This window comes from Tabrizicola sp. (assembly GCF_034366665.1).
Taxonomy (GTDB): domain Bacteria; phylum Pseudomonadota; class Alphaproteobacteria; order Rhodobacterales; family Rhodobacteraceae; genus Tabrizicola.
Map to the genome: position 1 here is coordinate 18196 of NZ_JAXMMF010000133.1, position 13119 is coordinate 31314.

Below are 13119 nucleotides of genomic sequence, written 5' to 3' on the forward strand. Positions count from 1 at the left end.
GACTTTGCGAAAATATCTGCAAATTCCCTCGAAGGAATTCGTCAGCCCCCCGCCATCAGCGCAGCCAGCACGGCCTTGGCGCTGTCGCTGTCCCATTCGGCATCGCCGATCAGCCGGGCGACCTCTTGCCCTTCGGGGTTCAGGATCACGGTCACCGGCAGCCCCATGACGGCCATCCCGCGCGCAAGCTGGGACTGGGGGTCGCGCAGGATGGGCAGGGACTTGATCTCCGCCTCTTCGAAGAACCGCTTGATCCCTTCGACCGCGTTCCGGCCCGTGGCAACCGGAACCACCGCAAGATCGGGCATCGCGGCCTGCAGCCGGTCCAGCGAGGGCATTTCGTGCCGACAGGGCGCGCACCAGGTGGCCCAGAAGTTCAGGACGACCCACTTGCCGCGATACTCGGCCAGACTGCGCTCGCCATCCTCGGCGTCCAGCAGCACGGCCTCGGGGATCGCCACCGGGGTGTCGTGCAGCGCCAGTTTCTTCATGTCGCCGTCCCGCAGCGCAGCGACATCGGCCACCACCGGGTTTGCACCGATCAGGAAGGCCGTGTAGAGGACAACCAGCAATTTCCGCACGTTTCACACTCCAAAGGCCCGCACATGTCCGACGCCCGCGATCCCAAAGCCGCCAACACCATGTGGGGCGGGCGCTTTGCCAGCGGGCCGGACGCGATCATGACGGCGATCAACGCCTCGATCGGGTTCGACCAGCGGCTCTATGCCCAGGACATCGCAGGCAGCCGTGCCCATGCGGCGATGCTGGCCGCACAAGGCATCATCACTGATATGGATGCGCAGGCGATTGGGGAAGGCCTCCTCGCGATCTTGTCAGAGATCGAGGCCGGAAAGTTTCCCTTCACAACCGAGCTTGAGGACATCCACCTGAACATCGAGGCGCGCCTGACCGACCGCATCGGCGAGGCGGGCAAGCGCCTGCACACAGGGCGGTCGCGCAACGACCAGGTGGCCGTGGATTTCCGGCTTTGGGTCCGCGACCAGTGCGACCAAGCCATCGCCGGGCTGACCGGGCTGATGCAGGCGTTCCTGGCCCAGGCCGAGGCGGGGGCGGATTGGGTCATGCCCGGCTTCACCCACCTGCAGACCGCCCAGCCCGTCACCTGGGGCCATCACATGATGGCCTATGTCGAGATGCTGGCCCGCGACCGCAGCCGGTTTCAAGACGCCCGCCGTCGCATGAACGAATGTCCCCTGGGCGCCGCCGCCTTGGCCGGGACCTCCTTCCCCATCGACCGCCACATGACCGCGCAGGCCTTGGGTTTCGACCGCCCCACGGCGAACAGTCTGGACTCGGTCAGTGACCGCGACTTCGCGCTGGAGTTCCTGTGTGCTTCCAGCATCTGCGCCATGCACCTGTCGCGCTTTGCCGAAGAGCTGGTGATCTGGTCCAGCGCGCAGTTCCGCTTTGTCCGGCTGTCGGACCGGTGGACGACGGGCAGCAGCATCATGCCGCAGAAGAAGAACCCCGACGCGGCCGAGCTTCTGCGGGCCAAGCTGGGCCGCATCCTGGGGGCCACAGTCGCCCTTTTCACCGTGATGAAGGGCCTGGCGCTGACCTATTCCAAGGACATGCAGGAAGACAAGGAACAGGTCTTCGACGCCGCCGACTCCCTTATGCTGGGTCTGGCAGCGATGACCGGAATGGTCAGCGACATGACTGCCAACCGCGAGGTACTGGCAGCTTCGGCGGCCTCGGGCTTCTCGACCGCCACGGACCTGGCCGACTGGCTGGTCAAGGCGTTGAACCTGCCCTTCCGCGAGGCGCATCACGTGACGGGCACGCTGGTGGCCCTGGCCGAGAAAAAGGGCTGCGACCTGCCCGACCTGTCGATCAGCGAGATGACGGCGGTGCATCCGGGTATCACGCAGGACGTCTATTCCGTGCTGGGGGTGGAAAATTCAGTCCGCAGCCGCACATCCTATGGCGGGACGGCGCCGGACCAGGTGCGCGCCCAGATTGCCCGCTGGAAAGCCGCGCTGGCATAAGCCAGGCTGTCGGCAAAGGAGTCCTGCCATGAAATCCCTGGTTCTTCTGGCACTTCTGACCCTGGCAGGGTGCAGCAGCCCGCTGGTAGCCACCAATCTGACCTTCGGCCCCGACGGGGTCGAGGCAAACCCCACCTTGTCCAGCAGGGTCGGCGGTGCCACGGTGACCATCGACCCGTAAGGAAAGCCCGCCATGCCCAGACTTCTGCTGATCGCCTGTCTTGCCCTTGCCGCCTGCGGTGCCGATGGCGCGCCCGAGCCACCCTCGAAGGGGGTTTCAGTCACGGGTGAGGCGCAGGTCGGCGTGGTGCTGAAGTGACCCCGCTGCGGCTTGCCTTCCTGGCCCTGGCCGTCTGGGGCGCGGTGCATCCGATGTACTGGTTCCTGACATACATGCGCGAGACGGGGACCGGCCTTGGGGGCCTGATCGACGCCTGGTACGTCAATGCCTCGACCACTGGCCTCACCTGGGACCTGACCATCGCCGCCCTCGCGCTGACGGTCTGGATTCTGGCCGAGGCGATCGGCCGCCGCGCCTGGTGGCACCTGGTGGCAATCCCCGCGACCTTCTGCATCGGGGTCAGCTGCGGCTTGCCGCTGTACCTGTTCCTGCGGTCGGGGCGGAAGGACTAGGCTTCCTTCAGCACGCTGGTCAGATGCGCCCCGTAGCTGGATTTGCCGAACACCTGCGCCTGCTTCTCCATCCCCGCGCGGTCGATCCAGCCCTTGTGGAAGGCAATCTCGTCAGGTGAGCCGACCTGCATCCCCTGCCGATCCTGCAGCGTGCGCACGAAGTTCCCGGCGTCCAGCAGACTGCCGGGCGTGCCGGTGTCCAGCCAGGCAAAGCCGCGGCCCATCCGTTCGACCTGCAAGGACCCCTCGGCGCGGTAGTGTTCCAGGACGTCGACGATCTCAAGCTCTCCGCGCGGTGAAGGCTTGATCCGGGCGGCGATGTCGGGCGCGCGACCGTCCAGGAAGTAAAGGCCGGTGATGGCAAAGCTGGAGGGCGGGTTCTTCGGCTTCTCGATAATCTGGGTAACGCGGCCATCCGCATCGAAGGCCGCCACGCCATACCGCTCGGGGTCGCTGACATGGTAGCCGAAGACCGTCCCGCCCGACGGCTGTTCGTGGGCCCGGTGCAGGATTTCCGGAAGCCCGTGGCCGAAGAAGATGTTGTCGCCCAGCACCATTGCCGAGGGGGCACCGCCCAGGAAATCGCGAGTCAGAAGGTAGGCCTGCGCCAGGCCTTCCGGCTTTTCCTGGATGACCCAAGTGAAGCTGACGCCCCACTGGCTGCCGTCGCCCAGCAGGCGCTGGAACTGCGGCTGGTCGTCGGGGGTGGTGATGATAGCAATCTCGCGGATTCCGGCCAGCATCAGGACCGAGATCGGGTAGTAGACCATCGGCTTGTCGTAGATCGGCAGCAGTTGCTTCGAAACGCCCAGCGTAATCGGCCAGAGGCGCGAGCCGGTGCCTCCGGCAAGCAGGATGCCTTTGCGGGTCATGGACGAAGCTCCTTCACGATCGCGGACAGACCCTTGCGCCAGTCGGGGCGCGGGATGCCGAACGCGGCGGTAAATGCACTGCAATCAAGGCGGGAATTCAGCGGGCGTTTGGCCGGGGTGGGGTATTCGGCGGTCGGAATATCCTCGATCCGGCAGGACAGGCCCGCTTCGGCCATGATCGCGCGGGCAAACTCTGCCCAGCTGGTGTCGGGTTGGCCGGAAAAGTGATGCGTGCCGCCCCGCGCGCCAGCCACCATCGCCTCAGCTCCGGCCAGAAGCGCCTCGGCAATGGCGGATGCCGGGGTGGGGCCGCCGATCTGGTCGGCGACGACGCGCAGGCTGTCCCGCTCGGCCCCCAGTCGCAGCATGGTCTTCACGAAGTTCGCACCGTGCGCCGACACGACCCAGGACGTGCGCAGGATCAGATGGTTGCCGCCTGCTGCGCGGACGCCCTGTTCTCCGGCCAGTTTGGAGCGGCCATAGGCGCCGAGGGGGCCGGTTGGGTGGTCGGGGGTGAAGGGCTGGTCGCCGGTGCCATCAAAGACGTAGTCGGTGGAAATGTGCAGGAAGGGGAGGCCCTTCGCCGCAGCCGCGCGGGCCATTGCCGTCGGCGCGTCGCCGTTGACGGTGGTGGCAGAGGTTTCCTCGGTTTCGGCCTTGTCGACGGCGGTCCAGGCGGCGGCGTTGATGACGGCGGCGGCGTCAGATCCCGCGATGGCTGCAGCGCAGGCGGCGGGGTTCATCAGGTCCGCCTCGTCCCGTCCCAGAGAGACGGCGTCTGGCGCAAGCCGTTGCAACTCGCGCGCGACCTGGCCAGTCTTGCCAAACACAAGAAGCTTCATGCCTTGCCCAGCCTTTCGCCGACGCCCTGCCGGTCCAGCAGGGGCCGCCACCAGGCCTGGTTGTCAAGATACCAGCGGACAGTGCGCCTTAGGCCTTCCTCGACGGTCACGGACGGGCGCCAGCCCAGTTCCTCGCGGATGCGGGTGGGGTCGATGGCATAGCGGGCGTCGTGGCCGGGGCGGTCGGTGACGAAGGTGATCTGATCGGCATAGGGCGTGGCCTTGGGGGCCATCTCGTCGAGAAGCGCGCAGATGGTGCGGACGAGGTCGATGTTGCGACGCTCATTCTCGCCGCCGATGTTGTAGCTGCGGTTGAGGTGGCCCTTTTCGAGAACGAGGAGGAGGGCGTCGGCGTGATCCTCGACGTAAAGCCAGTCGCGGATGTTCTCGCCTTTGCCGTAGACCGGGATCGGTTTGCCATGCAGGGCGTTCAGGATGACGACCGGGATCAGCTTTTCGGGGAAGTGGTAGGGACCGTAGTTGTTCGAGCAGTTGGTCAGGACCGTGGGCAGGCCGTAGGTCTCGGCCCAGGCGCGGACCAGGTGGTCGGAGGCGGCCTTCGAGGCGGAGTAGGGCGAGCGCGGGTCATAGGGGGTATGTTCGGTGAACTGACCCTCTGCACCGAGGGAGCCGAAGACCTCGTCAGTGGAGATGTGGTGGAAGCGGAAGGTGTCGGGCTTGCCCTGGCGGGTCCAGTGGGCGCGGGCGGCCTCCAGCATGTTGAAGGTGCCGGTGATGTTGGTCTCGATGAAATCCGCGGGGCCGTCGATCGACCGGTCGACGTGGCTTTCGGCGGCAAGGTGCATCACGGCGTCTGGCTGGTGCAGCGCGAAGATGCGGTCAAGGGCGGCACGGTCGCGGATGTCGGCCTGTTCAAAGCTGTAGAGGTTGGAGTGGGCGACGTCGGCCACGTTGGCGGCATTCGCGGCATAGGTCATGGCGTCAAGGTTGACGACTTCATGGCCTCGGGCGACGGCCAGGCGGACGACGGCGGAGCCGATGAAGCCGCAGCCTCCGGTGACGAGAAGCTTCATTCGGCGATCCCGTAGCGGAAGGGTTGGCCGATGTCGGCAAGAAGCGGCGCGCGGGCGTCCTTGTCGGACAGGGTCGGCGTCGTGGTGCCCCAGTCGATGCCAAGGGCGGGATCATCCCAGCGGACCGCGCCGTCGTGGTCGGGGGCGTAAAGGTCGGTGCATTTGTACTGGATCTCGGTGTCGTCGGTCAGGGTGACGAAGCCGTGCAGGAAGCCCTTGGGGACAAAAAGCTGGCGGCCATTGTCGGGGGTCAGTTCGACGGCGACGTGCTGGCCGTAAGTGGGCGACCCGGTGCGGATGTCGACAGCCACGTCGAGGAGCGCACCACGGGTGCAGCGGACCAGCTTGTCCTGCGCGCGGGGCGGCGACTGGAAGTGCAACCCGCGGAGCGTACCCTTGGCCGCAGAAAACGAGTGATTGTCCTGCACCCAGGGCAGGTCAATCCCGGCATCGGCCATCCGCGCGGCGTTCCAGGTTTCCATGAACCACCCACGGGCATCGCCAAAGCGGCGGGGGGTCAGGATCACGACATCGGAAAGGGCGGTAGGCTCAATCTGCATTGGCGAAACTCGTCAGGTTGGATGGCGCAGACTTGCGACGATACGGGTCGCATTGCAAGCCGCGATGGCGGGGAAACAGTCTGTTTGCGGGGTTTTGCCCTTCGCGGACCTGGGCTATCAGGGGGCAAGGACGTAGGGGAAGGACGGGGACATGACCCATCTCTGGGTGCGGGCCGAACAACGGCCGAACGAGGAACGCGTCGGGATCACGCCCGAAGGTGCGGCAGCGCTGGTGCAGGCGGGGATCAACGTGACGGTCGAGCGGTCGTCGGTCCGGGCAATTCCCCTGGACGGGTACCTCGACGCGGGCTGCCGGATCGCGGCCGAGAATGCCTGGCCCACGGCGCCCTCGGACGCAATCATCTTCGGTTTGAAGGAACTGCCCGAGGATGGCACTCCCCTTACCCACCGCCACATCATGTTCGGCCATGCCTACAAGGGGCAACCGGCGGGGCGGATGCTTCTGCAGCGGTTCAAGGCCGGGGGCGGGGTGCTGTATGATCTGGAGTATCTGGTAGGTGAGGATGGCCGCCGGGTCGCCGCCTTCGGCTATTGGGCGGGCTATGCCGGGGCGGCGGTGTCGCTGCAATGCTGGGCGGCGCAACAGCGCGGCGGGATTGCCGGGCCGGTGCGGAAGGTTCCGTCAAAGGATGCGTTGCTCGCTCAGTTGGGCAAGGAGATGGCTGGCCTTGGTCGGCCCCGGGCGATCATCATCGGGGCGCTGGGCCGGGTCGGCACGGGGGCCGCAGACCTCTGCACCGCGATGGGCGTCGCAGTGACGAAGTGGGACATGGCCGAGACGGCGAGCGGCGGGCCATTCCCGGAGGTCCTCCAGCACGAGATTTTCCTGAACTGCATCCTCGCGCGGCCGGGGTGTCCGGTGTTTGTCCCGGCTTCGGCGAAGACTGACCCGCGGAAACTGACGGTGATCGGGGATATCGCCTGCGACCCGACCTCGGATTTCTCGCCGATCAAGGTCTATGACCGGGCGACGGAGTGGGACGCCCCGGCTTTGCGGGTGCATGAAGCGCCCCCGCTGGACGTGACCGCCATCGACAACCTGCCCAGCCTGATGCCGGTGGAATCCTCGCAGGACTATGCGGCTCAGCTGTTGCCGTCGCTTCTGACGCTGACGGCGCTTGACAAGGGCGTCTGGGGGCGGGCGAAGGTGGAATTCGACAGGCACGTCGCGGGTGTGTGAGCAAATTCCTTGAGGAAGGAATTTGTCAAAAATCTTACTCAAGATTTTTGGGTCTTGGGGCAAACGGGGGTGAGAGCATGACGATCCATTGGTGCGGCACGGGGCTGTCGTCGATTCCGGGGCTGCGGCGGCTGATCGAGGCGGGGCATCCGGTCACGGTCTGGAACCGCACGGTCGAGAAGGCGCAGGCCGAGGTCGGCGACCTGACGCAGGACATCCGGGCGTTTTCGTTGGAGGCTTTGGCGGAGGCGCTGAAACCCGGCGACATCGCGGTGTCGATGCTGCCTGCGGACCAGCATGTGGGCATCGCCAAGCTGTGTCTGGAGAAGGGGGCGAACTTCTGCTCCTCCAGCTACATCGCGCCCGAGATGCGGGAACTGGATCAGGCGTTCCGCGAGGCGGGGCTGGTGTCGATCAACGAGGTCGGTCTGGACCCCGGGATCGACCATCTGATGGCGCATGATCTGGTGGCGCGGTATCGCGCGTCGAAGGCCTATCACAACGACAATGTTCTCAGCTTCACCAGCTATTGCGGCGGGGTGCCCAAGGAGGCGAATGCCTTCCGCTACAAGTTCTCGTGGGCCCCGGCGGGGGTGTTGAAGGCGTTGCGGTCACCCTCGCGGTCGTTGCGGCATTTCACGGAACTGCGGGTGGCGCGGCCCTGGGATGCGATCAGCCGCTATGACGCACCGTTGCCCGTGCCAGAAAGTTTCGAGGTCTATCCGAACCGCGACAGCTATCCTTTCATGGACGAGTATCGGTTCGAAAAGCATTGGAAGGTCAAGGACTTCGTCCGGGGCACGATCCGGCTGAACGGCTGGGCCGATGCCTGGGCGCCGATCTTCCGCGAGATCGAGGGGCTGGAAGGCAAACCTCTGGCCGAGATCAACGCGGCATTGGAGGCGCGGGCGGCGGCTCTCCTGAAGGACAACTCCTATGCCGAGGGCGAGCCGGACCGGGTGGTGCTGTTCGTGGCGCTGAAGGCGGAGCGGGACGGGAAGCCCGTGTTCCACGAGACCTGGGCGATGGATGCCTGGGGCGATGTGCGCGGGACGGCGATGGGGCGGCTGGTGTCGGTGCCGGTGTCGCTGGCGATCGAGGCGGTGCTGGCGCGCGAGATCCCGGCAGGGGTGCACGGCGCGCCGCATGACCCGAAGCTTCTGGCGCGCTGGCTGGATCAGGTCAGCCATCTGGCGCAGGTGCTGCAGCGGATCGACCATCTGGGGTGACGGCTCCTCGTGCGACTTCGTCTTCTCGTCGCAACACAGCGAGGAGTGACGAAGTCATCGACGAGCGGCCCGGTTTTGCCTATCATCGCCGGACGATCCGGGAAAACCGGACACCCGAGCAGCGAGGCAGGACGTGGGCAGCACCGGCAGCACGTCAAGACGATTGGACCGGCTGGCCGACAGGCTGGCGGTGATGGCAGCGCGTCGCGCGCGGCCTGCCGGTGGCTTTGTCTCGCAGCCCGAACCTCGGTCCATCGGGCTTTACACCCGCGGCAAGCAGCTGGTCGCGGGCAACATCCTGCTGGCGGGGCATCTGGCCGAGGCGCCTGGCGTCTCTCTTTGGGACCTTGACGCGCCCGAAGCCTTTGCGACCGACGCGCAGGGCTTTGCCTGGCTGGATGATCTGGCCGCCTTGGGGACCAAGGAGGCCCTGGCCCGCGCGCAGGACTGTACCTGGGGCTGGATCGACCGCTATGGCCGGGGCAAGGGGCCGGGCTGGACGCCCGACCTGACCGGCCGCAGGATCATCCGCTGGGTGCATCACGCCACGATCCTCTTGCAGGCGCGCGACAAGGCGCAGTCGGCCGCCTTCTACGCCGCACTGTCGCGGCAGGCGACCTATCTGGCGCGGCGCTGGCGCAGCGCCGCCGAGGGCCTTCCCCACTTTGAGGCGCTGACCGGCCTGGTCTACGCCGGGATCTCGCTGATCGGGATGGAGGCGCTGATTGCCCCCGCCACCCAGGCCCTGGCAGCCGCCTGCGACACGGACGTCGACGCCGAGGGCGGCATCCCCACCCGCAACCCCGAGGAGTTGCTGGAGGTACTGACCCTCCTGACCTGGTCCGCCAGCGCCATGACCGAGGCGAACCTTGCCGTGCCACCGGCAGTCAGCCACGCCATCACCCGCATCGCCCCGGCCCTGCGCGCCCTGCGCCACGCGGATGGTGAGCTGGCGCGCTTCCACGGCGGCGGGCGGGCGGCAGAGGGGCGGCTGGATCAGGCCCTCGCCTCGGCTGCGGTGCGTGCCGGGGCGACTCCGGCCATCTCGATGGGTTACGCGCGACTGCATGGTGGGCGGACCTCGGTCATCGTCGACGCGGCGGCCCCTCCAGGCGGGCGGGCGGCGCTTACGGCCCATGCCTCGACCTCGGCCTTCGAACTGACGTCGGGGCGGCGGCCCCTGGTGGTCAACTGCGGCTCGGGCATCGCCTTCGGACAGGCATGGGCGCAGGCGGCGCGGGCGACCCCATCCCATTCCGCCCTGGGGATGGAGGGCGTGTCCTCCTCACGCACCGGGCGGTCCGGCGACGCGCTGGAACAGCGCGCCCAGGTCACCGCCTCGCGCTTGACCGTAGGGACCGAAGGCACGGACCTTTACCTTGCGCATGACGGCTGGGTCGCCACCCACGGGTTGACCGCCAGCCGCAGCCTGACACTGGCCCATGACGGGCGGCGGCTGTCGGGTGTCGATGCCTTGACCGCGATGACCGCCGAGGCGCGGCGGCGGTTCGAGGATGCGATGACCCAGACCGCGATGGCTGGCGCGCGCTTCGCGATCCGCTTCCACCTGCACCCCGAGGTCGACGCGACGCTGGACATGGGTGGCGCGGCTGTCTCGATGGTCCTGAAAAGCGGCGAGATCTGGATCTTCCGCTTCACCGGCCCCCTTGAGCTGGCGCTGGAACCCTCGGCCTACCTGGAAAACGGGCGGCTGAACCCGCGGCCCTGCCTGCAGATTGTGCTTCGCGGCGAAGCGCGGGGGTTCGAGACACGGATAGGCTGGACCTTGGCGAAGGCAAAGGATACTCCGCTGGCCATCCGGGACCTGGAGGGGGTGGACCCTCACGTCCCGTCGGCAAAGTGACGTCGGGCAAGTGAAGGGTTCCAGCGATGACCAACCTCGTCCCCATCGGCCGCGCGCTGATCTCGGTATCCGACAAGACCGGGCTTCTGGACCTGGCCCGCGCCCTGGCGGGCTATGGGGTCGAACTGATTTCCACAGGCGGAACCAGCGGCATGCTGCGGGCGGCGGGACTGGCGGTGCGGGACGTGTCCGACGTCACCGGCTTCCCCGAGATGATGGACGGCCGCGTGAAAACGCTGCACCCCAACGTCCACGGCGGGCTCTTGGCGCTGCGCGACGATGACGAACACCTGGTGGCGATGGCCGCCCACGGGATCGAACCCATCGACCTGCTGATCGTCAACCTCTACCCCTTCGAGGAAACGGTGGCCAAGGGCGCCGATCACGCCACCTGCATCGAGAACATCGACATAGGCGGCCCGGCGATGATCCGCGCGGCGTCCAAGAACCACCGTTTCGTCACGGTGGTGACCGACCCCGGCGATTATGCGGCGCTTCTGGATCAGATGAAGGCGCATGACGGCGCGACCACCATGTCCTTCCGCCAGAAGCTTGCCCTGACCGCCTACTCCCGGACCGCGGCCTACGACACGGCCGTCGCGACCTGGCTTGCAGACCAGATCAGGGAACCCGCCCCGCGCTACCGCAGCTTTGCGGGCAGGCTGGCCCAGACCCTGCGCTATGGCGAGAACCCGCATCAGGCGGCCGCGTTCTATGTCGACGGCTCACGCCGCCCCGGTGTCGCGACCGCGCGGCAGTGGCAGGGCAAGGAATTGTCCTACAACAACATCAACGACACCGACGCGGCTTTCGAACTGGTGGCGGAATTCGCTGGCGGAGCGCCCGCCTGCGCCATCATCAAGCACGCCAACCCCTGCGGCGTGGCGACGGCGGGGACGCTGGTGGAGGCCTATACCCGCGCCTACCAGTGTGACCAGACCAGCGCCTTCGGCGGGATTGTCGCGCTGAACCAGGTTCTTGACGCGGCGACGGCGGAAGAGATCGTCAAGATCTTCACCGAAGTCGTGATCGCCCCCGACGCCACGGACGAGGCGCGGGCGGTCTTCGCGGGCAAGAAGAACCTGCGGCTTCTGACCACGGGCGCGCTGCCGGACCCGAAGGCCAAGGGGCTGGCGTTCAAGCAGGTGGCGGGGGGCTTTCTGGTGCAGGACCGCGATGCGGGACATGTTGCCACCTCGGACCTCAAGGTCGTGACCAGGCGCGCGCCGTCGGAAGCCGAACTGCGCGACCTGATGTTCGCCTGGACCGTGGCCAAGCACGTCAAGTCGAACGCGATCATCTACGTCAAGGACGGGGCAACCTTAGGCGTCGGCGCCGGGCAGATGAGCCGTGTGGACAGCACCCGCATCGCCGCCCGCAAGGCCCAGGACATGGCCGAGGCGCTGGGCCTGCCCGGTCCCTTGACCAAAGGCTCGGTCGTCGCCTCGGACGCCTTCTTCCCCTTTGCCGACGGCCTTGTCACTGCCGCCGAAGCAGGTGCGACGGCGATCATCCAGCCCGGAGGCTCGATGCGCGACGACGAGGTGATCGCAGCGGCGGACGAACGCGGCCTTGCGATGGTCTTCACCGGCCAGCGGCATTTCCGGCACTGATGATGCGGCGGTTCTGGATCATCGCAGCCGTCGTCTTTGTGCTGGACCAGCTGACCAAGCTGGCCGTGGTGCATGGCCTGGACCTTATCAACCGGGGCGAGATCGACGTCTTCCCGCCCTACCTGACCTTCCGCATGGCCTGGAACTACGGGATCAACTTCGGCCTTCTGTCCAACGGCTCGGACTGGGCGCGCTGGGGGCTGATCGTGCTGGCGCTGGCGATCTCGGCCTGGGTGGTCTGGTGGATGCGGCACGAAACGGGAAACCGGATGGCCGAACTGTCGGGCGGTCTTCTGGTCGGTGGGGCGCTGGGCAACATCATCGACCGAATCGCTTATGGCGCGGTGGCGGACTTTCTGAACATGTCCTGCTGCGGGATCGAGAACCCCTATGCCTTCAATGTCGCCGACATCGCGATCTTCGCAGGGGCGCTGGGGCTGGTGATCTTTGCCAAGGGCAGCGACGGCAACAAGCCGACCGGCGGAAAACCCCCCCGTCGCAGTCGCTAAACACCCGTGACGCCCGCGTTGCTTTAGGCTAAGACGGCACAAAGACGGTTCGGAGGCATTCATGCAGGCAGGATACGGCAGGGCGGTCATCGCGATTGCGGCGATGGTCACACTTGCGGCCTGCGCCGGGGACCGCGACCCGCAGCTGATGAACCTGCGCACGGGCCAGGGGCCGGACGAATTTGCCATCGTACCGCCGAAGCCGCTGGAATTGCCGGAAAATCTGGCCGAATTGCCCGAACCCGCCCCCGGTGGGTTCAACCGCTCTGACCAGAACCCGGAAGCTGACGCCGTCATCGCCCTGGGCGGCACGCCCGGCGCGGCAGGTGGCATCCCGTCGGGTGACTCGGCTCTCTACAGCCATGCGGCCCGCTTCGGGGTTGAAGGCGGCATCCGTGCGACGCTGGCCTCGGAAGACCTGGACTGGCGGCGCGACAACAACGGCCGCATCCTGGAACGCCTGTTCAACGTGAACGTCTACTACAAGGCCTACCGCAAGCAGCGCCTTGACCAGCAGGCCGAGCTTGCCCGCTGGCGTGCGTTGGGCGTGCGGACCTCGTCCGCTCCGCCACGGAAGCCTGACGAAGAGTAACAAGCGCGTGGCCCCGGCCTGCCCGGGGTTGAATGTCGGGCCACCGCGCCGCAGTTTCCCGGAAAACATGGCGTGGAGAAGCCGATGCTCGGACGACTTGGTGCTGCCGTTCTGTTGACGCTGCCGCTGCCCGCCCTTGCCGAAGAGCCGGTCACCACCTT

Annotated in this window: 15 protein-coding genes; 10 read left to right on the forward strand and 5 right to left on the reverse strand. The window is 66.9% G+C overall.

The genetic code is table 11. From position 1 onward, the window contains the following. Positions 1–41: 41 nt before the first annotated feature. On the reverse strand, positions 42–581 hold the full coding sequence (locus U1E69_RS19270; RefSeq protein ID WP_322246040.1) for a TlpA disulfide reductase family protein: 540 nt from the start codon (positions 579–581) through the stop codon (positions 42–44). A gap of 24 nt (positions 582–605) precedes the next feature. On the opposite strand from U1E69_RS19270, the gene argH reads away from it, so the two are divergent. The 4 genes from argH to U1E69_RS19290 are packed head-to-tail and all read left to right on the forward strand — an operon-like array spanning position 606 to position 2642. Further along, positions 606–2009: an argininosuccinate lyase gene (gene argH / locus U1E69_RS19275; protein ID WP_322246041.1), complete on the forward strand. Its 1404-nt coding sequence runs from the start codon at positions 606–608 to the stop codon at positions 2007–2009. A 28-nt stretch (positions 2010–2037) separates the two neighbouring features. After that, a complete protein-coding gene (locus tag U1E69_RS19280; RefSeq protein ID WP_322246042.1) occupies positions 2038–2190 on the forward strand; it encodes a hypothetical protein in 153 nt (50 codons plus the stop codon). Between the two features lie 12 nt (positions 2191–2202). Then, positions 2203–2328: a hypothetical protein gene (locus tag U1E69_RS19285; protein ID WP_322246043.1), complete on the forward strand. Its 126-nt coding sequence runs from the start codon at positions 2203–2205 to the stop codon at positions 2326–2328. Continuing rightward, the gene (locus tag U1E69_RS19290) at positions 2325–2642 is read left to right on the forward strand and encodes a DUF2834 domain-containing protein (protein WP_322246044.1); all 318 of its coding nucleotides are present in this window, start codon (positions 2325–2327) and stop codon (positions 2640–2642) included. The genes U1E69_RS19285 and U1E69_RS19290 overlap by 4 nt, the downstream gene beginning before the upstream one ends. Here U1E69_RS19290 and rfbA read toward each other — a convergent pair. Genes rfbA through rfbC form a run of 4 tightly spaced genes read right to left on the reverse strand, consistent with a single transcriptional unit; the run spans position 2639 to position 5950 of the window. After that, entirely contained in the window at positions 2639–3514 is an 876-nt protein-coding gene (gene rfbA / locus U1E69_RS19295; protein ID WP_322246045.1) for a glucose-1-phosphate thymidylyltransferase RfbA, read from the reverse strand. The two genes, U1E69_RS19290 and rfbA, sit on opposite strands and share 4 nt — an antisense overlap. Next, a complete protein-coding gene (rfbD, locus tag U1E69_RS19300) occupies positions 3511–4356 on the reverse strand; it encodes a dTDP-4-dehydrorhamnose reductase (protein WP_322246046.1) in 846 nt (281 codons plus the stop codon). The genes rfbA and rfbD overlap by 4 nt, the downstream gene beginning before the upstream one ends. Then, a complete protein-coding gene (gene rfbB / locus U1E69_RS19305) occupies positions 4353–5390 on the reverse strand; it encodes a dTDP-glucose 4,6-dehydratase (protein ID WP_322246047.1) in 1038 nt (345 codons plus the stop codon). Before rfbB ends, rfbD begins: the two co-directional genes overlap by 4 nt. After that, positions 5387–5950 (reverse strand): dTDP-4-dehydrorhamnose 3,5-epimerase, encoded by a 564-nt coding sequence (gene rfbC / locus U1E69_RS19310; protein WP_322246048.1) that lies wholly within the window; start codon positions 5948–5950, stop codon positions 5387–5389. The genes rfbB and rfbC overlap by 4 nt, the downstream gene beginning before the upstream one ends. Before the next feature lie 151 nt (positions 5951–6101). On the opposite strand from rfbC, the gene U1E69_RS19315 reads away from it, so the two are divergent. The 6 genes from U1E69_RS19315 to U1E69_RS19340 all read left to right on the forward strand — a co-directional run bounded on the left by U1E69_RS19315 (position 6102) and on the right by U1E69_RS19340 (position 12958). Continuing rightward, entirely contained in the window at positions 6102–7151 is a 1050-nt protein-coding gene (locus U1E69_RS19315) for a saccharopine dehydrogenase (RefSeq protein ID WP_322246049.1), read from the forward strand. A 77-nt stretch (positions 7152–7228) separates the two neighbouring features. Next, positions 7229–8380, forward strand: a complete 1152-nt coding sequence (locus U1E69_RS19320) for a saccharopine dehydrogenase family protein (RefSeq protein WP_322246050.1) — start codon at positions 7229–7231, stop codon at positions 8378–8380. Positions 8381–8573: 193 nt separating this feature from the next. Next, positions 8574–10244 carry a heparinase II/III family protein gene (locus U1E69_RS19325; protein WP_322246051.1) on the forward strand — a complete coding sequence of 557 codons (1671 nt, stop codon included), beginning with the start codon at positions 8574–8576 and terminating at the stop codon, positions 10242–10244. Positions 10245–10270: 26 nt separating this feature from the next. Beyond that, positions 10271–11857 carry a bifunctional phosphoribosylaminoimidazolecarboxamide formyltransferase/IMP cyclohydrolase gene (purH, locus tag U1E69_RS19330; protein ID WP_322246053.1) on the forward strand — a complete coding sequence of 529 codons (1587 nt, stop codon included), beginning with the start codon at positions 10271–10273 and terminating at the stop codon, positions 11855–11857. A 2-nt stretch (positions 11858–11859) separates the two neighbouring features. Next, the gene (lspA, locus tag U1E69_RS19335) at positions 11860–12366 is read left to right on the forward strand and encodes a signal peptidase II (protein WP_322246054.1); all 507 of its coding nucleotides are present in this window, start codon (positions 11860–11862) and stop codon (positions 12364–12366) included. Positions 12367–12427: 61 nt separating this feature from the next. Continuing rightward, on the forward strand, positions 12428–12958 hold the full coding sequence (locus U1E69_RS19340; protein ID WP_322246055.1) for a DUF3035 domain-containing protein: 531 nt from the start codon (positions 12428–12430) through the stop codon (positions 12956–12958). Positions 12959–13119 lie beyond the last annotated feature (161 nt).

Bases quoted from the DNA above. Each gene is read 5' to 3' on its own strand.
- argH (WP_322246041.1), top strand. From the start codon at position 606: ATGTCCGACGCCCGCGATCCCAAAGCCGCCAACACCATGTGGGGCGGG.
- U1E69_RS19280 (WP_322246042.1), top strand. From the start codon at position 2,038: ATGAAATCCCTGGTTCTTCTGGCACTTCTGACCCTGGCAGGGTGCAGC.
- U1E69_RS19285 (WP_322246043.1), top strand. From the start codon at position 2,203: ATGCCCAGACTTCTGCTGATCGCCTGTCTTGCCCTTGCCGCCTGCGGT.
- rfbA (WP_322246045.1), bottom strand. From the start codon at position 3,514: ATGACCCGCAAAGGCATCCTGCTTGCCGGAGGCACCGGCTCGCGCCTC.
- rfbD (WP_322246046.1), bottom strand. From the start codon at position 4,356: ATGAAGCTTCTTGTGTTTGGCAAGACTGGCCAGGTCGCGCGCGAGTTG.
- rfbB (WP_322246047.1), bottom strand. From the start codon at position 5,390: ATGAAGCTTCTCGTCACCGGAGGCTGCGGCTTCATCGGCTCCGCCGTC.
- rfbC (WP_322246048.1), bottom strand. From the start codon at position 5,950: ATGCAGATTGAGCCTACCGCCCTTTCCGATGTCGTGATCCTGACCCCC.
- U1E69_RS19315 (WP_322246049.1), top strand. From the start codon at position 6,102: ATGACCCATCTCTGGGTGCGGGCCGAACAACGGCCGAACGAGGAACGC.
- U1E69_RS19320 (WP_322246050.1), top strand. From the start codon at position 7,229: ATGACGATCCATTGGTGCGGCACGGGGCTGTCGTCGATTCCGGGGCTG.
- U1E69_RS19325 (WP_322246051.1), top strand. From the start codon at position 8,574: ATGGCAGCGCGTCGCGCGCGGCCTGCCGGTGGCTTTGTCTCGCAGCCC.
- purH (WP_322246053.1), top strand. From the start codon at position 10,271: ATGACCAACCTCGTCCCCATCGGCCGCGCGCTGATCTCGGTATCCGAC.
- lspA (WP_322246054.1), top strand. From the start codon at position 11,860: ATGCGGCGGTTCTGGATCATCGCAGCCGTCGTCTTTGTGCTGGACCAG.
- U1E69_RS19340 (WP_322246055.1), top strand. From the start codon at position 12,428: ATGCAGGCAGGATACGGCAGGGCGGTCATCGCGATTGCGGCGATGGTC.